Source organism: Paracoccus mutanolyticus (assembly GCF_003285265.1).
Classification (GTDB): Bacteria; Pseudomonadota; Alphaproteobacteria; order Rhodobacterales; family Rhodobacteraceae; genus Paracoccus; species Paracoccus yeei.
In genome coordinates this window covers 2,540,296-2,561,896 of the sequence record NZ_CP030239.1, presented here as the reverse complement: position 1 = coordinate 2,561,896, position 21,601 = coordinate 2,540,296, and the positions used below count along the sequence as shown (strand labels likewise).

The 21,601-nt window shown below is 67.6% G+C and carries 14 protein-coding genes, 1 tRNA gene and 5 pseudogenes; 10 read left to right on the top strand and 10 right to left on the bottom strand.

What is annotated here, in order from left to right:
* Positions 1-173 precede the first annotated feature (173 nt).
* Together DPM13_RS13835 and metH are read right to left on the bottom strand one after the other, a co-directional pair.
* Positions 174-260: transfer RNA gene (locus DPM13_RS13835), tRNA-Leu, on the bottom strand.
* 89 nt (positions 261-349) lie between these two features.
* A pseudogene (gene metH, locus DPM13_RS13830) lies at positions 350-4,083 on the bottom strand (methionine synthase).
* Positions 4,084-4,297: 214 nt separating this feature from the next.
* Between metH and lipB the strand changes: the two are divergent.
* The 4 genes and pseudogenes from lipB to DPM13_RS13810 all read left to right on the top strand — a co-directional run.
* A pseudogene (gene lipB / locus DPM13_RS13825) lies at positions 4,298-4,840 on the top strand (lipoyl(octanoyl) transferase LipB); the annotation flags it as partial.
* A 236-nt stretch (positions 4,841-5,076) separates the two neighbouring features.
* Positions 5,077-5,547: a c-type cytochrome gene (locus tag DPM13_RS13820; RefSeq protein WP_028718253.1), complete on the top strand. Its 471-nt coding sequence runs from the start codon at positions 5,077-5,079 to the stop codon at positions 5,545-5,547.
* 211 nt (positions 5,548-5,758) lie between these two features.
* Positions 5,759-7,434, top strand: a pseudogene (gene ctaD / locus DPM13_RS13815) (cytochrome c oxidase subunit I).
* Positions 7,435-7,437: 3 nt separating this feature from the next.
* Positions 7,438-7,926, top strand: coding sequence for a DUF2244 domain-containing protein (locus DPM13_RS13810; protein WP_112888219.1), 489 nt, complete (start codon positions 7,438-7,440; stop codon positions 7,924-7,926).
* Here DPM13_RS13810 and DPM13_RS13805 read toward each other — a convergent pair.
* The gene (locus DPM13_RS13805) at positions 7,923-8,258 is read right to left on the bottom strand and encodes a hypothetical protein (RefSeq protein WP_112888218.1); all 336 of its coding nucleotides are present in this window, start codon (positions 8,256-8,258) and stop codon (positions 7,923-7,925) included. The two genes, DPM13_RS13810 and DPM13_RS13805, sit on opposite strands and share 4 nt — an antisense overlap.
* Positions 8,259-8,338: 80 nt before the next feature.
* On the opposite strand from DPM13_RS13805, the gene DPM13_RS13800 reads away from it, so the two are divergent.
* Positions 8,339-8,839: a nitrilase-related carbon-nitrogen hydrolase gene (locus tag DPM13_RS13800; RefSeq protein ID WP_112888217.1), complete on the top strand. Its 501-nt coding sequence runs from the start codon at positions 8,339-8,341 to the stop codon at positions 8,837-8,839.
* A gap of 66 nt (positions 8,840-8,905) precedes the next feature.
* Here DPM13_RS13800 and DPM13_RS13795 read toward each other — a convergent pair.
* Together DPM13_RS13795 and DPM13_RS13790 are read right to left on the bottom strand one after the other, a co-directional pair.
* Positions 8,906-11,412: pseudogene (locus DPM13_RS13795) on the bottom strand (GcvT family protein).
* Positions 11,413-11,561: 149 nt separating this feature from the next.
* Entirely contained in the window at positions 11,562-12,560 is a 999-nt protein-coding gene (locus DPM13_RS13790) for a 2-hydroxyacid dehydrogenase (RefSeq protein WP_080622034.1), read from the bottom strand.
* Between the two features lie 75 nt (positions 12,561-12,635).
* Here DPM13_RS13790 and DPM13_RS13785 point away from each other — a divergent pair, with 75 nt between their 5' ends.
* Complete coding sequence (locus tag DPM13_RS13785; RefSeq protein ID WP_088239231.1) at positions 12,636-13,268, top strand: SH3 domain-containing protein; 633 nt, start codon at positions 12,636-12,638, stop codon at positions 13,266-13,268.
* A 61-nt stretch (positions 13,269-13,329) separates the two neighbouring features.
* Here the strand turns inward: DPM13_RS13785 and DPM13_RS13780 are convergent, their stop codons facing one another.
* The 5 genes from DPM13_RS13780 to infC form a co-directional block, all read right to left on the bottom strand.
* Positions 13,330-13,767 (bottom strand): hypothetical protein, encoded by a 438-nt coding sequence (locus DPM13_RS13780; protein WP_028718260.1) that lies wholly within the window; start codon positions 13,765-13,767, stop codon positions 13,330-13,332.
* A gap of 19 nt (positions 13,768-13,786) precedes the next feature.
* The gene (locus DPM13_RS13775) at positions 13,787-15,823 is read right to left on the bottom strand and encodes a M3 family metallopeptidase (protein WP_112888778.1); all 2,037 of its coding nucleotides are present in this window, start codon (positions 15,821-15,823) and stop codon (positions 13,787-13,789) included.
* Positions 15,824-15,855: 32 nt separating this feature from the next.
* Positions 15,856-16,734 (bottom strand): HesA/MoeB/ThiF family protein, encoded by an 879-nt coding sequence (locus DPM13_RS13770; protein ID WP_223252031.1) that lies wholly within the window; start codon positions 16,732-16,734, stop codon positions 15,856-15,858.
* A 249-nt stretch (positions 16,735-16,983) separates the two neighbouring features.
* Positions 16,984-17,445 (bottom strand): dUTP diphosphatase, encoded by a 462-nt coding sequence (gene dut, locus DPM13_RS13765; RefSeq protein ID WP_099649008.1) that lies wholly within the window; start codon positions 17,443-17,445, stop codon positions 16,984-16,986.
* Positions 17,446-17,447: 2 nt separating this feature from the next.
* On the bottom strand, positions 17,448-17,900 hold the full coding sequence (gene infC, locus DPM13_RS13760) for a translation initiation factor IF-3 (protein WP_232525916.1): 453 nt from the start codon (positions 17,898-17,900) through the stop codon (positions 17,448-17,450).
* A gap of 504 nt (positions 17,901-18,404) precedes the next feature.
* Here infC and DPM13_RS23595 point away from each other — a divergent pair.
* From DPM13_RS23595 to fabB, 4 genes and pseudogenes are all read left to right on the top strand, one after another.
* The gene (locus tag DPM13_RS23595; protein ID WP_223252661.1) at positions 18,405-18,809 is read left to right on the top strand and encodes a hypothetical protein; all 405 of its coding nucleotides are present in this window, start codon (positions 18,405-18,407) and stop codon (positions 18,807-18,809) included.
* Complete coding sequence (locus DPM13_RS13750) at positions 18,806-19,681, top strand: glycosyltransferase family 2 protein (protein ID WP_112888216.1); 876 nt, start codon at positions 18,806-18,808, stop codon at positions 19,679-19,681. Before DPM13_RS23595 ends, DPM13_RS13750 begins: the two co-directional genes overlap by 4 nt.
* Before the next feature lie 133 nt (positions 19,682-19,814).
* Positions 19,815-20,324: a bifunctional 3-hydroxydecanoyl-ACP dehydratase/trans-2-decenoyl-ACP isomerase gene (gene fabA, locus DPM13_RS13745; RefSeq protein ID WP_028718267.1), complete on the top strand. Its 510-nt coding sequence runs from the start codon at positions 19,815-19,817 to the stop codon at positions 20,322-20,324.
* A gap of 43 nt (positions 20,325-20,367) precedes the next feature.
* A pseudogene (gene fabB / locus DPM13_RS13740) lies at positions 20,368-21,596 on the top strand (beta-ketoacyl-ACP synthase I).
* Positions 21,597-21,601: the final 5 nt, after the last annotated feature.

The window sequence follows — 21,601 nt, the reverse complement described above, 5'->3', positions numbered from 1 at the left end:
GGCAAAGCCGCGCCCCGCCCGGACCCGGCGGCCCGTCCCCCGCGCCCGTCGCAAGAATCCCATGGAACTGTCGTAAACCGGGGGCACCGCTTTTCGGGGTCATCATCGAAAAAGTCAGGGCCGGAAAAAACGAAAGCCGCCCATCTCATCGAGATCGAACGGCTTTTTGTTCATGGTGCGGTCGAAAAGACTCGAACTTTCACTCCGGTTAAGGAACAGCGACCTCAACGCTGCGCGTCTACCAATTCCGCCACGACCGCATCTTCGTAGGCTTGCGCCTTCTAGACGCTTGCGGGGCGGATGAAAAGGCCCATTTCAACCCCGCCCGGTGTTTTTTCCGGCGCGATTTTCACTCGGCCGCGACCGCCCCTTGCGGGGTATAGTTCAGGATCGGGGCCAGCCAGCGCTCGGCCTCGGCCAGGGTCATGCCCTTGCGCGCGGCATAGTCCAGCACCTGGTCGTGTCCGTCCTGGCGACGCCGAAGTAATAGGCCTCGGGATGGCCGATATAAAGCCCCGAGACCGAGGCACCGGGCCACATCGCCATCGACTCGGTCAGTTCCACCCCGGTCGCCGCCGTCGCATCCAGCAGCCGGAACAGCGTGGCCTTTTCCGTGTGGTCGGGCTGGGCCGGATAGCCCGGCGCCGGGCGGATGCCCTTGTAGGGCTCGGCGATCAGCGCCTCGGGGGCGAAATCCTCGTCGGAATAGCCCCAGTATGTCTTGCGCACCCGCTCGTGCATCATCTCGGCCAGCGCCTCGGCGAAACGGTCGGCAAGCGCCTGCACCAGGATGGCCGAGAAATCGTCATGCGCCGCCTTGTAGCGGTCGGCGATGGCCTGTTCCTCGGCCCCGGTCGTCACCACGAAGCCGCCGACGTAATCGCGCAGCCCCTCGGGCGCGACGAAATCGGCCAGCGCCACGTTCGGGCGGCCGTCGCGCTTGGAGACCTGCTGGCGCAGGGTGTGAAGCGTCGCGAGTTCCTGCGCACGGCCTTCGTCGGTGAACAGGCGGATGTCGTCGCCGACCCGGTTCGCCGGCCAGAAGCCGATCACGGCGCGCGGCTTGAACCACCCCTCGTCGATGATGCGCTTCAACATGGCCTGGGCATCCGCGAACAGCTGGCGCGCCACCTCGCCCTGCTTCGCGTCGTCAAGGATGCGGGGATAAACGCCCTTCAGCTCCCATGTCTGAAAGAAGGGCGTCCAGTCGATATAGCGCGCGATCTGAGCCAGGTCGAAGTCGTCGATGACCCGCGCACCCAGGAATTCCGGCGTCTTGGCCTGGAACCCCGTCCAGTCGATCCGCACCGCATTGTCGCGGGCCGAGGCCAGCGGCAGGCGCTTCTTGTCCGCCTCGGCCCGGGCGTGCTTGTTGGCCACATCCAGGTATTCGCTGCGGATCGTGTCCACATAGGCGTTCTTCTGCCCCGAGAGCAGGCTGCCCACCACGCCCACCGCGCGGCTGGCGTCGGTGACATAGACCGCCTGCCCCCTGGCATATTTCGGATGGATCTTCACGGCGGTATGCACGCGGCTGGTCGTCGCCCCGCCGATCAGCAGCGGAATGTCGAAGCCCTCGCGCTCCATCTCGGCCGCCACATGCACCATCTCGTCCAGCGAGGGGGTGATCAGGCCGGAAAGCCCGATGATGTCCACCTTTTCGGCCTTGGCGGTTTCCAGGATCTTGGTCGCCGGCACCATCACGCCCAGGTCGATGATCTCGTAATTGTTGCAGGCCAGCACGACGCCGACGATGTTCTTGCCGATGTCGTGGACGTCGCCCTTGACCGTCGCCATCAGCACCTTGCCTGCGCTGGAACCGCCACCGGCCTTCTCGGCCTCCATATAGGGCAGCAGATGCGCCACGGCCTGCTTCATCACCCGGGCCGATTTCACCACCTGCGGCAGGAACATCTTGCCCGAACCGAACAGGTCGCCCACGACGTTCATCCCGGCCATCAGGGGACCTTCGATGACATGCAGCGGACGTTCGGCCGCCAGCCGCGCCTCTTCGGTGTCCACGTCGATGTACTCGGTGATGCCGTTGACCAGCGCATGTTCCAGCCGCTTGCCGACCGGCCATTCGCGCCAGGTCAGGTCCTTTTCGCGGGCCTTCGCGCCGCCCTCGCCACGAAAGCGCTCGGCGATCTCCAGCATGTTCTCGGTCGCCGTGCCGCCGGCCTTGGGCTTGCGGTTCAGCACCACGTCCTCGCAGGCCTCGCGCAGGCTGGGCTCGATCTGGTCATAGACCGCCAGCTGGCCCGCGTTGACGATGCCCATGTCCATGCCGGCCTGAATCGCGTGGTACAGGAACACCGCATGCATCGCCTCGCGCACCGGCTCGTTGCCGCGGAAGCTGAAGCTCAGGTTCGACACCCCGCCCGAGACATGCACATGCGGCAGCTGCTGCACGATCCGCCGCGTCGCGTTGATGAAGTCGAGGCCATAGTTGTCATGCTCCTCGATCCCGGTCGCCACGGCAAAGATGTTCGGGTCAAAGATGATGTCCTCGGGCGGGAAGCCCACGCGACCCACCAGGATGTCATAGGCCCGGGCGCAGATCTCCACCTTGCGGTTCTCGGTGTCGGCCTGGCCGGTCTCGTCAAAGGCCATGACCACCACGGCGGCGCCATAGCGGCGGCAGAGGTCGGCGTAGTGCAGGAAGGCCTCCTCGCCCTCCTTCAGGCTGATCGAGTTCACGATGGCCTTGCCCTGGACGCATTTCAGCCCGGCCTCGATCACCTCCCACTTGGAGCTGTCGATCATCACCGGCACCCGCGCGATGTCGGGCTCGGCCGCGATCAGGTTCAGATAGTCGATCATCGCCTGCTTCGAATCGATCAGCCCCTCGTCCATGTTGACGTCGATGATCTGGGCGCCGTTTTCCACCTGGTCGCGCGCGATGTCCAAGGCGGTCGCATAGTCGCCGTTGGTGATCAGCTTGCGGAATTTCGCGGATCCGGTGACGTTCGTGCGCTCGCCCACGTTCATGAAGGGAATGTCATCGGTCTTGGTGAAGGGCTCCAGCCCCGACAGGCGCAGCCGCGGCTCGATCTCTGGGACCGCGCGCGGCGCCAGCCCCTCAACGGCGCGGGCGATGGCGGCAATGTGGTCGGGGGTCGAGCCGCAGCAGCCGCCCACCACGTTCACCAGCCCCTCGCGCGCGAATTCGGCGACCTGGGCGGCCATGTCCTCGGGCGATTCGTCGTACTGGCCCATCTCGTTCGGCAGGCCCGCGTTGGGATAGGCGCAGATCAGCGTATCGGCCACGCCCGACAACTCGGCCAGGTGCGGGCGCATCGCCTCGGCCCCCAGGGCGCAGTTCAGGCCGATGGTCAGCGGCTGGGCATGGCGCAGCGAATACCAGAAGGCGGTCGGCGTCTGCCCCGACAGGGTGCGGCCCGACAGGTCGGTGATCGTGCCGGAAATCATCACCGGCAGGCGCAGGCCGTGTTCGGCAAACACCTCCTCGCAGGCAAAGATCGCGGCCTTGGCGTTCAGCGTGTCGAAGATCGTCTCGATCAGGATCAGGTCGGCCCCGCCCTCGACCAGCCCGCGGATCTGCTGGGCATAGGCGACGCGCAGGTCGTCGAAGGTGACGGCACGATAGCCGGGGTTGTTCACGTCCGGGCTGATCGAGGCCGTGCGGTTCGTCGGCCCCACCGCGCCCGCGACCCAGCGGGGGCGCCCGTCCTCGGCCGTGGCCCGGTCCAGCGCCCGGCGCACCAGCCGCGCGCCCTGCACGTTCAGGTCATGGACCGCCGCCTCCATCCCGTAATCCGCCTGGGCGATGGTGGTCGAGGAAAACGTGTTCGTCTCGACGATGTCGGCGCCGGCCTTGGCATAGCGGTAATGGATCGCCTCGATCGCCTCGGGCTGGGTCAGGATCAGCAGGTCGTTGTTGCCCTGCTGGGGATGGTTGGTGGGAAACGCCAGCGGCACGCCCGAACCCTGGCCCAGAAAATCCGGCTCGGTCAGCCCCAGCCCCTGGATCTGCGTGCCCATCGCCCCGTCAAGGATCAGGATCCGTTCGTGCGCGGCGGCAAGTATGGCGTCGAAGGCGGGCGATCTGGGCAAGGTCATGGCGGCATCCGGATTAGTTAAGCAGATACCTATATAGGCAGATAGGCATTTAGGGAAATTCATCATCCGCACAATGATGATGCGCGCGATTCATCATCACGGGCTTCCTTGTTGCCGAAATACCCTCGGGGGCGTGGGGGCAGACAGCCCCCACCACGACAGCGCCGCCGGCACCACCCTTGCGGCCCCGCGTGCAGCCGACTATCTGGCGGCCATGACCGAATGGATCACCGCGCCCGGCCTGACCGAATACGCCCCCGCCGCCGCCTTCATGGAGGCGCGCGCCGCCGCCATCGCCGCGGGCGAGGCGGACGAACTGGTCTGGCTGGTCGAACATCCGCCGCTTTACACCGCCGGAACCTCGGCCAAGGCCGCCGACCTGCTGCAGGCCCGCTTCCCGGTCCATGAGACCGGGCGCGGCGGGCAATACACCTATCACGGGCCGGGCCAGCGCGTCGTCTATGTCATGCTGGACCTGAACCGGCGCGGCCGCGACATCCGCGCCTTCGTCCAGGCGCTGGAACACTGGGTCATCGACACCCTGGCCGAGTTCAACCTCCGGGGCGAGATCCGGGAAGGCCGCGTCGGCGTCTGGATCGCCCGGCCCGACAAGCCCCCCCTGCCCGACGGCACGATGCGCGAGGACAAGATCGCCGCCATCGGCGTCAAGCTGCGCAAATGGGTCAGCTTTCACGGCATTTCCATCAATGTCGAACCCGACCTTGCGCATTACGCCGGCATCGTCCCTGCGGATCTAGGGCGACGGCATCAAAAGCTTCCGTGGGCCTGCCCGTCGCGCCAGACTCCGATGCGATACGGATGTTCCGCCTTGTCCTGGCACAGGGCCGCAGCCTTGTTCGCGCAGAATTGCAGACAGTCTTGCCGAACATGCGACCTTTTGACGGTAGGCGCGCCGCCTGCCCCATGCTAGCCCATGTCTTCAGGGAGGGGAGAGGTCCCATCCGCGACAGGAAACGACCCAGAGGACAAGTCATGAAAATCAACATCATCGCCGCATTGACCGCGACGACGCTTGCGCTGCCGGCCATGGCGCAGGACGCCGCCAACGGCGAGAAAGAGTTCCGCAAGTGCAAGGCCTGCCACATGATCCAGGCCCCGGACGGAACCGACGTGGTCAAGGGCGGCAAGACCGGCCCGAACCTTTACGGCGTCGTCGGCCGCAAGGCAGGCACCTATGAAGGCTTCAAGTATTCCGACGCGCTGATCAAGCTGGGCGAGGCGGGCGAGATCTGGACCGAGGACGACCTAGCCCAGTACATCGCCGACCCGAACAAGTATGTCGAGGCAAAGGTCGGCGACAAGTCCCTGAAAACCAAGATGACCTTCAAGATGGCCAAGGGTCAGGCCGATGTCGTGGCCTTCCTGGCCCAACACTCGCCCGATGCCGGCGGGGCCGCGGCCGAACCTGCCGCCGCACCGGCCGAGGCGCCGGCCGCGAACTGATCCGGGGGGCGCATCCCGCGCCCCCGCCCCGGCGGCCCGCCCGCGCCCGGCTGTCGCATGCGGGCAACAGCCGCCGTGGCAGAAGGCCCGGGCCGCCGCAGGCGAGGCCGAGCCTGCCTTCGGATGATTGCCGGTCGCGGCATTGTGTTCTAGAACTTGATCCGAGTCCGTCGGCCCCAGGCCGGCCAGCCGCATGTTTAGGGAGTTCAGCATGGCAGACGCAGCCGCACATGGCCACGGCGACCATCATGATACCCGGGGATTTTTCACCCGCTGGTTCATGTCCACCAACCACAAGGATATCGGGATCCTTTACCTGTTCACGGCCGGCGTCGTCGGCCTGATCTCGGTCTGCTTCACCGTCTACATGCGGATGGAACTGCAGCACCCGGGCGTGCAGTACATGTGCCTTGAAGGCGCGCGCTTCATCGCGGACGCCTCTGCGGAATGCACCCCGAACGGGCATCTGTGGAACGTGATGATCACCTATCACGGCGTGCTGATGATGTTCTTCGTCGTCATCCCGGCGCTGTTCGGCGGTTTCGGCAACTATTTCATGCCACTGCACATCGGCGCGCCGGACATGGCCTTCCCGCGGCTGAACAACCTTTCCTACTGGATGTATGTCTGCGGTGTCGCGCTGGGGATCGCCTCGCTCCTGGCGCCGGGTGGGTCGGACCAGCCCGGTTCGGGCGTGGGCTGGGTGCTGTATCCGCCGCTGTCGACGACCGAGGGTGGCTATTCGATGGACCTGGCGATCTTCGCCGTCCACGTCTCGGGCGCGTCCTCGATCCTGGGCGCGATCAACATCATCACCACCTTCCTGAACATGCGCGCGCCGGGCATGACGCTGTTCAAGGTGCCGCTGTTCGCCTGGTCGGTCTTCATCACCGCCTGGCTGATCCTGCTGTCGCTGCCGGTGCTGGCGGGCGCGATCACCATGCTGCGATGGACCGCTACTTCGGCACCAACTTCTTCAACCCGACCGGTGGCGGCGATCCGGTGCTGTATCAGCACCTCCTCTGGATCTTCGGCCACCCCGAGGTCTATATCATCATCCTGCCGGGCTTCGGCGTCATCAGCCACGTCATCTCGACCTTTGCCCGCAAGCCGATCTTCGGCTACCTGCCGATGGTCCTGGCCATGGCGGCGATCGGCATCCTGGGCTTCGTGGTCTGGGCCCACCACATGTACACGGCCGGCATGTCCTTGACGCAGCAGGCCTATTTCATGCTGGCGACGATGACCATCGCCGTGCCGACCGGCATCAAGGTGTTCTCGTGGATCGCGACCATGTGGGGCGGCTCGATCGAGTTCAAGACGCCGATGCTCTGGGCCTTCGGCTTCCTGTTCCTGTTCACCGTGGGCGGCGTGACCGGCGTGGTGCTGAGCCAGGCGCCTCTGGACCGGGTCTATCACGACACCTACTACGTCGTCGCCCACTTCCACTACGTGATGTCGCTGGGCGCCGTCTTCGGCATCTTCGCCGGGGTCTATTACTGGATCGGCAAGATGTCGGGCCGGCAATACCCGGAATGGGCCGGCAAGCTGCATTTCTGGATGATGTTCATCGGCTCGAACATGATCTTCTTCCCGCAGCATTTCCTGGGCCGCCAGGGCATGCCGCGGCGCTATATCGACTATCCGGTCGAGTTCGCCTACTGGAACAACATCTCGTCCATCGGCGCCTATATCTCGTTCGCGTCCTTCCTGCTGTTCATCGGCATCGTGTTCTACACGCTCTTTGCCGGCAAGCGGGTGAACGTGCCGAACTACTGGAACGAGCACGCCGACACCCTGGAATGGACCCTGCCCTCGCCCCCGCCCGAGCACACGTTCGAGCAACTGCCCAAGCGCGAGGACTGGGACCGCAGCCACGCCCATTAGGCGATGCCTTATCAATGGCATGACGCGGCCCCGGAGCAATCCGGGGCCGTTTTCCGTCTTGAGGTCTGGCCGCATCGGTCGCTGCCCGCGCGGGGCTTTGCCTGGGTCATCGGGCTGACGGCCGCAGGGCTGGCCCTGCCGCTGGTCGCCCTGCTGGGGACCGTGGTGCTGTGGGGCCTGCTGCCCTTTGCGGCGCTGGCGGTGTGGGGGCTGTGGCTGGCGATCCGGCACAGCTATGGCGGCCCCCGCGAGGTGATGACCCTGTCGCGCGACAGCCTGGACCTGCGCCGCAGCGACCTGGGCCGGGCGGACCGGCTGTGGCGCACGAACCCCTATTGGGTGCGGGTGGCGCTGCGCCCGAACGGCCCGGTCGAGGACTATCTGGTCCTGACCGACGGCCGGCGCGAGGTCGAACTGGGCGCCTTTCTGTCGCCCGAGGAGCGGGTGGCGCTGAAGGACGATCTGGAGCGGCGGCTGGGGGCGTTGCGCTAGGCGCGGCAGCTGCGTGCGCCGGGGGGATGCAACGGGGCCGGCAAGTCACTGAATCGGCACGAAAAGCGGGTGTGACTGGCGTACACTGGGCGTACACGGGTCGTGCACTGGTGGTGTGCCTTGGAAATGGCACGGCGGGTCGAGCAGGCACGGTCGATCTCGACAGTGCTCCACTTCTTGATCTCCTTCTCCGTCGTGTCTCCGAAGCCGGCGAGGATCAGGCGTTTGTCGCCCTCGGAACTGATCCGCTCGAACGTGTCGGGAAACAGAAGGTGCGGCAGGATGTGGATCAGCTGCCTATGCCGCGCCTCCGGGCCTTGGTCGGCGTGCACTGGTAGCCCGTTACGAACCGGGCATCGGCAAAGGAGTTCGCGCGCGCCGAGCAGCAGGGCCGCGTCGGTGCTAGCGGCCGTTGTCGAACAGGTTCCGCCGTCATCAGGGTGGCCGTGGCCTGCCGGGGGTCCTGGTCACGGTCCAGCGGCCTCCAGCCTGGTGCCTCGCGGCCGATGTCGCCGCCCGCAGAAAGCTGTTCCTGGTGGGTGGAATTGCCGAGCGCGAGGGGGACCGGCTTTATAACAGCGCGGTCGTCATTGGACCGGACGGGGTACTGGGGGTCTATCGCAAGCTGCATCTCTGGGCGGACGAGAACCTCTGGTTCGAGGCGGGCAAGTGCACAAAGGTGATGAATTGCGTCACCAGTCCCGGCTTTCTCGTTATCTGGTTCGGTGTCCCTGTGGTAGGCGCAGGCGTCCGGTCGCGCGACCATGGAATCGGCGGCATTGTCAGCATTTTATCCCGGCCTGGTGGCGCCCCCGCCATGGCGCGCGGCCGGATTGCCGGGTGGCATGGGCCGGGCGTCTCGGTGGCGCTGCACGGCAGCCACAGCCTGGTCGGGGCGGATTTCCTGCTGTAGCAGGCCGGTCCTGCCATAAAAAAGGCCCGCCATCACGGCGGGCCTTTTCGTCATCTGCAAACAGCATCACCCGTCCACGCGGATCACCTTGTTTTCGGGGTCGTAGGGGCTGTCCTCGGTCACGACGGCATCCCACAGCTCGCGCTGCATGCGGACCTTCAGCTTGGTGCCGGGTCCGGTCAGGTCGGGGCGGACGTAGCCCATGCCGATGGACTTGCCGAAGGCCGCCGACCAGCCGCCCGAGGTCAGGCGGCCGATTTTCGTGGCGCCGTCCTCGGTGTAAAGCGCCTCGCGGCCCCAGGGGTCGGCGTCGGACGGGCCGTCGATCAGCAGGGTCACGCATTTGCTGCGGATGCCCGTGTCCAGCATCGCCTGCTTGCCGTTGAAGTCCTTGTCGAGGTCCACGAAACGGTCGAGCCCGGCTTCCAGCGGCGTCGCGTCGCGGCCAAGCTCGGTCCCGAAGGCACGATAGGATTTTTCCTGCCGCAGCCAGTTCTGGGCCCGCGCGCCGACCAGCTTCATCCCGTGCTTTTCGCCCGCCGCAACCAGCTGGTCCCAGAGATAGCGGCCGAATTCGATCGGGTGGTGCAGTTCCCAGCCGAGTTCCCCGGTATAGGCCACGCGGATGGCGCGGACCGGGCACATGCCGAGTTCGATGTTGCGCATCGAAAGCCAGGGGAAACGCTTGTTGCCCAGCACGGTCGCGGGGTCGGCGTCGCGCACGATCTCATTGAGGATCTTGCGGCTGTTCGGGCCGGCCAGGGCGAAGACGCCCCATTGCGTGGTGATGTCCTGGATGATGACCTGGCCGAAGTCGGCCTGCTTGTCCTCGGCCGTCTTGCGCAGGTAGTCGGCGTCGTAATCGGTCCAGGCCCCGGCCGAGATCAGGTAATAGTCGTCCTGATCCAGGCGCACGATGGTGTATTCGGTGCGGGTGGTGCCGGTGGGGGTCAGCGCATAGGTCAGTTGATGCGGCCGACCTTGGGCAGCGTCTGCCGGTCATTGCCAGCCCAAGGAAGGCGGTCGCGCCGGGGCCGGACACGCGGTGCTTGGTGAAGGCCGAGGCGTCGATCAACCCGGCGGTCTGGCGGATCGCCTGGGCCTCGTCCCTGGCGTATTGCCACCAGCCGCCGCGGCGGAAGCTGCGCGCGGCGTGGTCGTCGAAGCCCTGCGGCGCGTAATAGTTCGGGCGTTCCCAGCCGTTCACCTGGCCCATCTGCGCGCCGGCCGCGATCTGGCGGTCATAGGCGGGGGCGGTGCGCAGCGGGCGGGCGGATTCGCGTTCCTCGTCGGGGTGGTGCAGGATGAAGACGTGGGAATAGCATTCCTCGTTCTTTTTCACCCCGTATTCGGTGGTCATCCAGGACCCGTAGCGGCGCGGATCGAGGCTGGCCATGTCGATCTCGGCCTCTCCTGCGGTCATCATCTGGGCGAGGTAGTGGCCGACGCCGCCGGCGGCGGTGATGCCGAACGAAAAGCCCTCGGCCAGCCACATGTTGCGCAGGCCGGGCGCCGGGCCGACCAGCGGGTTGCCGTCGGGGGTGTAGCAGATCGGGCCGTTGAAATCGTCCTTGAGCCCCACGGTTTCCGAGCTGGGAATGCGGTGGATCATGGACATGTATTCTTCCTCGATCCGCTCGAGGTCGAGCGGGAAGAGGTCGGCGCGGAAGCCTTCGGGCACCTCGTAGGGGAAGCGGGCGGGGGCGCCGTCCTCATAGGGGCCGAGGATCCAGCCGCCGCGTTCCTCGCGCACATACCATTTGGCGTCGGCGTCGCGCAGAACGGGGTGTTCGGGGTTGCCGGCGGCGCGCCAGGCGGCCAGGGCGGGGTCCGGCTCGGTCACGATGTACTGGTGCTCGACCGGGATGGCGGGGATCTTGATGCCCAAGAGGCGGGCGGTGCGCTGCGCGTGGTTGCCCGTCGCGGTCACCACATGTTCGGCCCGGATCTCGAAGGGCTCGCCGGCGGGGACGAGGTTGCCGCCGCGTTCCACCATGCGGTCGCAGGTGACGATCCATTCGTCGCCGGTCCACTTGTAGCCGTTGACCTGGATCTTGCGCTCGATGGTGGCGCCGGCCATGCGCGCGCCCTTGGCCATGGCCTGGGTCACGTCGGCGGGGTTGATATAGCCGTCGGTCGGGTGGAACAGCGCGCCTTTCAGCCCGTCGATGTTGACCAGCGGCCAGCGTTCCTTGATCTGGGCGGGGGTCAGGAATTCATGCTCGACGCCGATCGTCTCGGCCGTCGAGGAATAGAGCATGAATTCGTCCATCCGGTCCTGGGTCTGCGCCATGCGCAGGTTGCCGCAGCGTGTCGTTGAAGCTGTCCATGTAGGATTTGACGATCTCCGCCTCGAGCCCGGCGTAAAGCTTGACCGAATAGTCGTGGATGTGGCTGGTCGCATAGCTCATGTTGAACAAGGGCAGAAGGCCCGCCGCGTGCCAGGTCGAGCCCGAGGTCAGTTCGTCGCGTTCGACCAGCATCGTGTCCCAGCCCGCGCGGGCCAGATGCAGGGCGATGCCGCACCCGACCGCGCCGCCTCCGACCACCAGGGCCTTCACATGGGTTTTCATGGCAGCGTCTCCCTTGATTTCGCGCGTAAGCTACTGTCGCGAGTTCTGACAGAGGCCGGGGCGCCGTGCCCGTTTTCCGCGACATATTCCTGCCGAAAAACGACATGACGCATTTAGCCGATGGTTCGGTCGCAACGCTTCCTTGCGGGTCACAGCATCGCGGGCACGACCAGGTCCGGCGGCCGGTGCCCGTCGGCGAAGGTCTTGATGTTGATGATGACCTTTTCGCCCATCTCGTTGCGGCCCTCGACCGTGGCCGAGCCCATGTGCGGCAGCAGCACGACGTTCGGCAGTTCGCGCAGCCGCGGGTTGATCTCGTGCCCGTGTTCGAACACGTCGAGCCCGGCGCCCGCGATCTCGCCCGCGCGCAGCATCCGGGTCAGGGCGTTTTCGTCGATCACCTCGCCGCGCGAGGTGTTGATGACCACGGCCGAGGGCTTCAGCAGCTTCAGCCGCCGCGCGTTCAGCAGGTGGAAGGTCGAAGGCGTGTGCGGCGCGTTCACGCTGATGATGTCCATGCGCGCGAGCATCTGGTCCAGGCTTTCCCACCAGGTCGCGCCCAGTTCCGCCTCGGTTTCGGGGCGCAGGCGGCGGCGGTTGTGGTAATGGACCTGCATGCCGAAGACATTGGCCCGCCGCGCCACCGCCTGGCCGATGCGGCCCATGCCGAGGATGCCCAGCCGCCGCCCGCCGACGCGGCCGCCCAGATGCGCGGTCGGCGACCAGCCCTGCCAGCGCCCGGCCTGCATCCCGGCCAGGCCTTCGGGGATGCGGCGGGTCACGGCAAGGATCAGGGCCATGGTCATGTCGGCCGTGTCCTCGGTCACGACGCCGGGGGTGTTCGACACCAGGATGCCGCGCTGGCGGGCCGATTGCACGTCGATGTGATCGACGCCCGCGCCGTAATTCGCGATCAGCTTCAGCCGCTCGCCCGCCTGGGCCAGCAGGGGCGCGTCGATCCGGTCAGTGACGGTCGGCACCAGCACGTCGCTGTGGCGCATGGCCGCCGCCAGTTCGTCGCGCGTCATCTTGCGATCCTCGGGGTTCGGGATCAGGTCGAACAGCTCGGCCATGCGGGCCTCGACCGGGCCGGGCAAGCGGCGGGTCAGCGTGACCTTGAGACGCGGGCGGGTCGGATCGGCGGGCATGGCGGCTCCCTGGCAAGGCTGTCTCGGCGCCGTCCTCTCTTCCAATGCGGGGCGGCTTTTGGCAAAGTGCCCGCGATGCGGGGCAGGCACAAGACCCCGGAAATGCAGGACGGGCAGATGAGCATGAGACGGGTTTGGCGGGGGGCGCGTCCCCTGGCCTTGTGGGCGTGCCTGGGCACGGCGGCGCTGGCGCAATCGGTCGATCCGGGCGAGACGCTGGACGCCAAGCAGATCCCCGGCGTTTCGGCGGATGCCGAGATCAGCCGCAACGCCGATCCGGGACGGGGGCCGGTCACCAACCTGCCCCTGCCCCGCTATGTCAGCCTGAAGGGCAGCGAGGGCAATGCACGGCGCGGGCCCAGCCTGTCGCACCGCATCGACTGGGTGTTCCGCCATTCCGGCCTGCCCCTGCGGGTCGTGGCCGAGTTCGGCCAGTGGCGCCGGGTCGAGGACCAGGACGGTGCCGGTGGCTGGGTGCATTACGCGCTGCTGTCGGGCGTCAGGACCGCGCTGGTGCAAAAGGACATGCTGGAGCTGCTGGCGAAGCCGGACGCGCGCGCCAATGTGGTCGCCCGCGCCGAGGCGGGGGCCATCGTGCGGCTGCACGAATGCACCAAGGACTGGTGCCGGGTGTCGGGCGGCGGTGAAAAGGGCTGGGTGCCCAAGACGACGATCTGGGGGGTGGACCCCGACGAGATCCGGGACTGAGATAAAGGCCACCCCGCGGGGATGGCCTTGGCAGGGGCCCGCGGCAGCCGGCCCGTGGCGCTTACATGGTCTGGCCGACCAGCGCGTCGGTCGAGGCCGTGGCCTTCATGCACTGGAAATAGGTCAGGGTGATGGTGCCCTCGGTCATGCGCAGCGTGCCGTCGGGACGGGTCTGCAGGTCCACGACGCGGTTGCCGGCGGCGGGCGAGCCTTCGCAGGCCAGCGTGACGCGGGTCTGGTTCACCTGCTGTTCGGACGAGGCGACGGTGCAGGTCGAGGCGGGGAACATGAACTTGTTGCCGTCGATCACCAGCGACTTGTCGCTGGTCGGATCGCCGCAATCCGAGCGCAGCAGGTTGTAGGTGCCGTTCAGCGCGCTGGATTGCGCCATCGGGCCGGGTGTCGGTTCGGGGTCGACGGGGGCGACCTGGTCGCAGGCGGCAAGCCCGCCCAGCACGGCCACGGCGGCAAAGGCGATAAGGGGTTTTGTCACAGGCATGTCGGTTCTCCCGGTTGTGTCAGGAAACGTCGGCCACCAGGCCGCGTCCTTTCAACAAAGCGTGAACCCCCGGTTTTCGTTCCCTGAATTTCAACCAAAGTTCGTCGGCCGGCGAAGAATCTCCTTTGGACAGAATCCATTGCTCGAGCTTGCCTGCCGTTTCCGGGTCGAAGGCGTCGCCCTGTTCCAGGAAGGCTTCGAAGGCGTCGGCGTCCATCACCTCGGACCACATGTAGCTGTAATAGCCGGCGCTGTAGCCGTCGCCGGAAAACACATGCGCGAAATGCGGTGTGGCGTGGCGCATCGGAATCGCCGCCGGGGCGCCGAGGCTTGCCAGCACTTCGGCCTGGCGCGCCATCGGGTCGGCGGGCGGCTCGCCCGTGTGGAAGGCCAGGTCGACCAGCGCGCTTTCCAGGTATTCGGTCGTCGCGAAGCCCTGGTCGGCGTTCCGCGCGGCCAGGATGCGGTCGCGCAGGTCGGCGGGCATCGGCGCGCCGGTTTCGGCATGGCGGGCGTGGCGGTCCAGCACCTGGGGCTGTTCCAGCCAATGTTCGTAAAGCTGGCTTGGCAGTTCGACGAAGTCGCGCGCGACCGAGGTGCCCGACATCGAGGGCCAGTCCACGTCCGACAGGATGTGGTGCAGCGCATGGCCGAATTCGTGAAACAGCGTGCGCGCGTCGTCCCAGGACAGATAGCTGGGCGCGCCGGGCGCCTCGGGCGGGGTGAAGTTGCAGACATTGACCACGATGGCCCGCTGTCCCGCGCCGATGCGGTGCTGCTGCTGCAGGGACGAACACCAGGCGCCCGAGCGCTTGCCGGGCCGGGCGTGGTAATCGCCCAGGAACACCGCCATCCGGCGCCCGTCGCGGGCGATTTCCCAGGCCCGCACCCCGGGCGTCCACAGGGGCGCGTCGAATTCGCGGAACTCCAGCCGGAACAGGCGCGCGGCGGTGTCGAAGACCGCGCCGATCATCGCCTCCAGCGTCAGGTAGGGCTTGATCTGCGCCTCGTCCAGGTCGTGTTCGGCCTGCCGGCGGCGTTCGGCATAGTAGCGCCAGTCCCAGGGTTCCAGCGCGCCGTTCACGCCGTCCTCGTGCAGCATGGCGGCGAAGCGCCCGGCATCGGCCTCGGCCCGGGCCTTGGCGGGGGTCCAGACCTGACGCAGCAGCGCGTCGACGTTTTCGGCATTGCCGGCCATCTCGGGTTCAAGCTTGTAGCTGGCGAAGTCCTTGTAGCCCAGAAGCGTGGCGCGTTCGTGGCGCAGGGCCAGGATCTCGGCCACCAGGGGGCGGTTGTCGGTCGCAGCCCCCCCCGCGCCCTGCCCGGTACCGCGCGCGGTCCAGGCCCGGAAGGCGGTTTCGCGCAAGGCGCGGTCCTGCGCATGTTCCAGGAAGGGAACGATCAGCGAGCGGTTCAGCGTCACCACCTGCCCCGGCAGGCCGCGTTCGCGCGCCGCCGCCCGCATCGCGCGCAGCAGCCAGTCGGGCAGGCCCGCCAGCCGGTCGTCAGCCACCGCCAGCACATAGTCGCGTTCGTCGGTCAGCACGTTCTGGGCGAATTCGGTGGACAGCACCGCCAGCCGCTCGCGGATCTGGGCCATGCGGTCGCGCGCCGCGCCCGTCAGGCCGGCGCCCGAGCGGCGCAGCCCGCGCAGCGTCAGTTCGGTCAGGCGACGGTCCTGCGGGCCCAGTTCGTCGCGGTCCTGGTGGATCGCCTCGACCCGGTCGAACAGGCGCGGGTCCATGCTGGTTTTCGCCCCATGCGCGGCCAGCCGGGGGGCGATGTCGCGCTGCAACGCCTCGCGCGTGGGGTTCGAATCGACGCCGGCCAGGGTGAAGAAGATGGCGCAAAGCCGGTTCAGCGGCTCCTCGGCGGTTTCAAGGGCGGCGACGGTGTTGGCGAAGCTGGGCGGTTCGGGGTTCGCGGCGATGGATTCGACGGCATCGCCCGCCAGTTTCAGGCATTCATCGAAGGCGGGGGCGAAATCCTCGTCCCGGATCAGGTCGAAACGCGGCAGGCCCAGCGGCCCGGTCCAGTGGATGAGTTCGGGGTTCATGGCGGCCTCCATTTCCGGTCGGCGCCACTGTTTCACCCCTGCGGGAAATGTCCAGAGCCGCAAACCGGGCAATCGGCGCGGCGCGCGATGCGCATGGTCCGGTTTTCGCCGTAAAGCCCGTCAAAGACCAGCATCCGGCCGCGCAGCGCCTCGCCCGCGCCGGTCAGGATCTTGATCGCTTCCAGCGCCATCATGCTGCCGAGGACGCCCGGCAGGGGACCGACGACGCCCGCCTCGGCGCAGGCGGGGGCAAGGCCCGGCGCGGGGGCCTCGGGAAAGACGCAGGCCATGCAGGGGGCGCCGCGCGCGGGGTCCCAGACGGTCAGTTGGCCTTCCCATTGCGCGATGGCGCCCGCGACCAGGGCCACGCCGGCGGCGGCGCAGGCGGCGTTGATCTGGGCCCTTGCAGCAAAGCTGTCGGTGCCGTCGATGACCAGATCGTGTTCGGCGATCAGGGCGCGGTCGGCCTGGGTCACGCGGCGCTCAAGGGGCGTGATCTCGACATAGGGGTTCAGGGCGCGCATGGCGTCGCGGGCGGCCTGGACCTTGGGGCGGCCTTCGTCCTGGGTGCGAAAGATGACCTGGCGTTGCAGGTTCGACAGGCTGACCCGGTCGTCGTCGGCCAGGGTGATGCGCCCGACGCCCGCGCCGGCCAGATAGAGGCAGACCGGCGCGCCCAAGCCCCCTGCGCCCACGACCAGCACGCGCGCGCGCCTGAGCGCCGCCTGACCCGGGCCGCCGATCTCGCGCAGGACGATGTGACGGGCATAGCGGTCGAGCAGCGGGTCCGTGGCGGGCGCGGGTCGGGGGCTGGCGGCGCCGCGCGCGGGCACCAACCCCGGCGCGTCCTGTCCGGTCCCGGCGCTGCGGCGGTGCAGGGCGCGGAGCGCCAGGGTGGCGGCTGAGCCCAAGACGGCCCAGGCCCAGCACCCAGAGCAGCGTCGCGGGGGACCAATGGACGATGCGGGCGAAAACGCTGTCCGGATGCGCGCCAGATCGCGGCGGCGGTGGCAAGCCTCAGCAGGACGCCCATCAGGCCGATCGCCAGCCGCGCAGGCCCAGCCAAGCAGGCCCAGCACCGCCCCCAATCCCAGCAGCCAACAGCCCCGGGTCAGCCACAGACCACGCCCGCGACGACGATGGGCATCAGCCGCGCCCCATCAGCCGCGCCCGGTCGAGCCGAAGCCGCCCTCGCCCCGCGCGGTCTGGTCCAGCGTCTCGGCCACGACAAACTTGGCGCGCGTCACCGGGGCGATCACCGCCTGGGCAATGCGTTCGCCGTGCCGCAGCGCATAGGGTTCACGGCCGAGGTTGATCAGGATCACCCCCAGCGGACCGCGATAGTCGCTGTCGATGGTGCCGGGCGTGTTCGGCAGCGTCACCCCGTGCTTCAGCGCCAGGCTGGAGCGGGGGCGGATCTGCATTTCATAGCCCTCGGGGATCTGGACGCGCAGCCCGGTGGGGACCAGGCGGATGTCGCCGGGCTGAAGCACCCACTCGGCCCCGCCGAGGTCGGCGCGCAGGTCGGCCCCCGCCGCGCCCGCCGTCTGGTATTCGGGAAGCGGCAGCGCGGCATCCGCGCCCGGTTCGCGCAGAACCAGAATCGTGACCGCCGCCGCCATCGTCACTTGGGCGCGATCATCATGACCATCTGACGCCCTTCCAGCTTGGGCATCGATTCGATCTTGCCGGCCTCGCCCACGTCGCTGGCAACGCGGTTCAGCAGTTCCAGGCCAAGCTGCTGGTGGGCCATCTCGCGGCCGCGAAAGCGCAGGGTGACCTTGACCTTGTCGCCTTCGGTCAGGAACTTCATCACCGAGCGCATCTTGACGTCGTAGTCATGGGTATCGGTCCCGGGACGGAACTTGATCTCCTTGATCTCGATGATCTTCTGCTTCTTGCGGGCCTCGGCCTCGCGCTTTTGCTGTTCGTACTTGAACTTGCCGAGGTCCATGATCTTGCAGACCGGCGGCACCGCGTTGGGCGAGATCTCGACCAGGTCCAGCCCGGCCTCCTGCGCAAGCTCCAGGCCCCGGGCGGGGGTCACGACGCCGACGTTTTCGCCATCCGCGCCGATCAGGCGGATTTCGGCGACTCGGATGCGTTCGTTGACGCGGGGGCCGGTGTCACGGGTGGGCGGAGCGTTATGCGGTCTACGGGCTATGGCTGTCTTCCTTGTATGGCCAGAGGTTTTGCGCGGTTAAATAGTCGCGCAAACCCGTCATTTCAACTGGATTCGCATCATTCCCGGCGCATCGGCCCGCATCCGGGCGCACCGCGCCGCGCCTTGTCGGCGCGCGTCCCGCCGTGCCATAGAGGTCGCGCACGCCCGTGACGGAGCATTTCCCCATGCGTCTTTTGCCTGTCCTTGTCCTGGTCCTGGTTCTGGCCCTTGGCGGCGCGCTTTACTGGCAGCACCGCGCCTCGCTGCCCGAGGAGCCCCTGGCCGAACCCCTGGTCCAGCCCGAACCCGCCCCCGCCGCGCCCCTGACCGGCGACGCCACCGCCGGGGGAACCGCCGCCGATGCCGCGGCCGATGCGGCCGCCGACGCGGCGGCCATTGCGGCGGACGTGGCCGCGGATGCGGCGGCTTCGGCCGATCGGCGACCGTGGGCGCGGCCAGCGCCGCTGCGACCGAGGCCGAGGTCGCCGCCGAGGCCGCGATTGCCGCCGCCGACCGCGCCGCCGATGCCGCCGCCGCCAGCGCGGGGGCCGAGGACCCGGCCGCCGCCCGCGCAGCCAGCGAGGCGGCCAGCGCCGCGGCCCGGGCGCCCGCGCGGCGGGCGCCGCCGCAAGCCACGCCGTCCGCATCGAGGCCGCGCTGACCCCCGAGGGCTTCGACCCGGCCCGGCTGCGCGAGATCGTCGCGGCCTCGGCCCTGCCCGAGGCGCGCAAGGCCGAGCTTGCCGCGCGGATCGACGCGGCGGCCGCGGACCCCGCCGCCGTTCCCGCCCTGCTGGACCAGATCAAGACCGCGCTGCCATGAATTTCCCCCCTCTGGACAGCTTCCTGAAGGCGTATCCCGATCGCCTGGTCAGGGGGCCCATCGCCATCCTGCTGATCGAGGACGCGGTGGCGGTGGCGCCCACGCTGGCCCACCACCTGAAAAGCGGCTTTCGCCACATCCTGGCCCTGTCCGCCGAGCCGCTGCCCGGCCATGTGATCCCCGAGGGGGCCGAGGCCAAGATCAGCAATATCCGCTTCGACGCCCGCCGTCCCCGGTCCCACGTCAGGGCGGTGAACGCGGTGCTGGCGGCGGTGCCCGAGAACACCTGGCTTTATTACGGCTACAACGCCGAGTTCCTGTTCTATCCCTTTTCGGAATCGCGCACCGTGGGCGAGATGCTGGCCTTTCATACCGAGGAGCGGCGGCGCGCGATGCTGACCTATGTGGTCGACCTTTACGCACCCGACCTGAACCGCTTTCCCGATGCGGTCAGCATGAACGAGGCGATGTTCGACCGCTCGGGCTATTATGCGCTGGCGCGGCCGGGGCGCGACGGCGCCCCCCTGCCCCGGCAGCTGGACTTTCACGGCGGGCTGCGCTGGCGGTTCGAGGAGCACATCCCCGCCGACCGCCGCCGGATCGACCGCATCGCGCTGTTCCGCAGTCAGCCCGGTCTGAAGCTGCTGCCCGACCACCGCTTCAACATCGAGGAATACAACACCTATTCCTGCCCCTGGCACCACAACATCACCGCCGCCATCGCCTCGTTCCGGGTGGCCAAGGCGCTGGTCCGGAACCCGGGCTCGCGCGACCAGATCCAGACCTTCACCTGGCGCAATTCGCACCCTTTCCGCTGGCATTCCCAGCAGTTGATGGACCTGGGCCTGATGGAGCCCGGACAGTGGTTCTGACCGCCCGCCGGCGCTCCGGGTGGGGCCCTTGCGCCCTGAGGGCGCGGAATGATAGACCGGCACGAAGGCTTGCGGCGTGCCGGGTTTCCCGATGCGGCTGCCGATCAGACGCATCGAGGGAGAACAGACGCGCATGACGATCACCCGGACCAGCTTTGACAAGGACGATCTGCTGGCCTGCGCCCGTGGCGAACTGTTCGGCCCCGGCAATGCGCAACTGCCCGAGCCGCCGATGCTGATGATGGACCGCATCACCGACATTTCGGCCGATGGCGGGGCCCATGGCAAGGGCCATGTGGTCGCGGAATTCGACATCACCCCGGACCTGTGGTTCTTTGCCTGCCATTTCCCCGGCAACCCGATCATGCCGGGCTGCCTGGGCCTGGACGGGCTGTGGCAGCTGACCGGCTTCAACCTGGGCTGGCGCGGCTGGCAGGGGCGCGGCTATGCCCTGGGCGTCGGCGAGGTCAAGCTGACCGGCATGGTCCGCCCGGATCGCAAACTGCTGCGATATCATGTAGACTTCACCAAGGCCGTGCAGACACGCCGCCTGACCATGGGCGTGGCGGATGGCCGCGTCGAGGCCGATGGCGAGGTCATCTATCTGGTCAAGGACATGAAGGTCGCGCTGTCGGAAAGCTGACTTCGCCTTTCGAACTTGTGCATCGAATTTCAGGAGAACGCCTATGCGCCGTGACGTGGTTACTCGCCTGGGGATCGTTTCCAGCATCGGCAACGAATGCCGCCGAAGTGCTCGCCTGCTCAAGGCGGGGCGATCGGCATCACCGCCAATGAGGACATGAAGGAATACGGCTTTCGCAGCCAGGTGGCGGGCGCGGTCAAGCTGGACGTCAAGGACCATGTCGACAAGCGCGTGCTGCGCTTCATGGGTCCGGGCGCGGCCTATGCCTATCTGGCGATGCAGCAGGCGATCGAGGATTCCGGCCTGACCGAGGCCGAGATCGTCAATCCCCGCACCGGGCTGATCGCGGGTTCGGGCGGGCCGTCCACGTCCAGCATGTTCGCGGCGCACCAGACGGTGCTGTCCTCGGGCTCGCCCAAGCGGATCGGGCCGTTCGCGGTGCCGAAATGCATGTCCTCGACCATCTCGGCGAACCTGTCGACGGCGTTCCGCATCAAGGGCGTGAACTATTCGATCACCTCGGCCTGCTCGACCTCGCTGCATTGCATCGGCAACGCCGCCGAACAGATTGCCATGGGCCGGCAGGACGTGATGTTCGCCGGCGGGGCCGAGGAGCTGGACTGGACGCTGTCCTGCCTGTTCGACGCCATGGGCGCGATGTCGTCGAAGTTCAACGACCAGCCGGAAAAGGCCTCGCGCGCCTTCGACGCGAACCGCGACGGCTTCGTCATCTCGGGCGGCGGCGGCATCCTGGTGCTTGAGGAACTGGAACACGCCCGCGCGCGTGGCGCGAAAATCTATGCCGAGGTGACGGGCTATGCCGCGACCTCGGACGGGCACGACATGGTGGCGCCCTCCGGCGAGGGCGGCGAACGCGCAATGCGGCTGGCGCTGGAGACCCTGCCCGAGGGGCGGCGCGTGGGCTATATCAACGCGCATGGCACCTCGACCCCGGTGGGCGACGTGGGCGAGGTCCAGGCCGTCCGCCGCGTCTTTGGCGAAGGCGCGACCCCGCTGATTTCCTCGACCAAGTCCATGACCGGGCACAGCCAGGGCGCGACCGGCGCGCAGGAGGCGGTCTATTGCCTGCTGATGCTGGAAAACGACTTCATCGCCCCCTCGATCAATGTCGAGACGCTGGACCCCGCCATCCATGATGGCGAAATCGCCACGCGGCTGGTGGAAAATGCGGGGCTGGACACGGTGATGACCAATTCCTTTGGCTTTGGCGGCACCAATGGCTCCATGCTGCTGTCGCGCTATAACGGATAAGAACA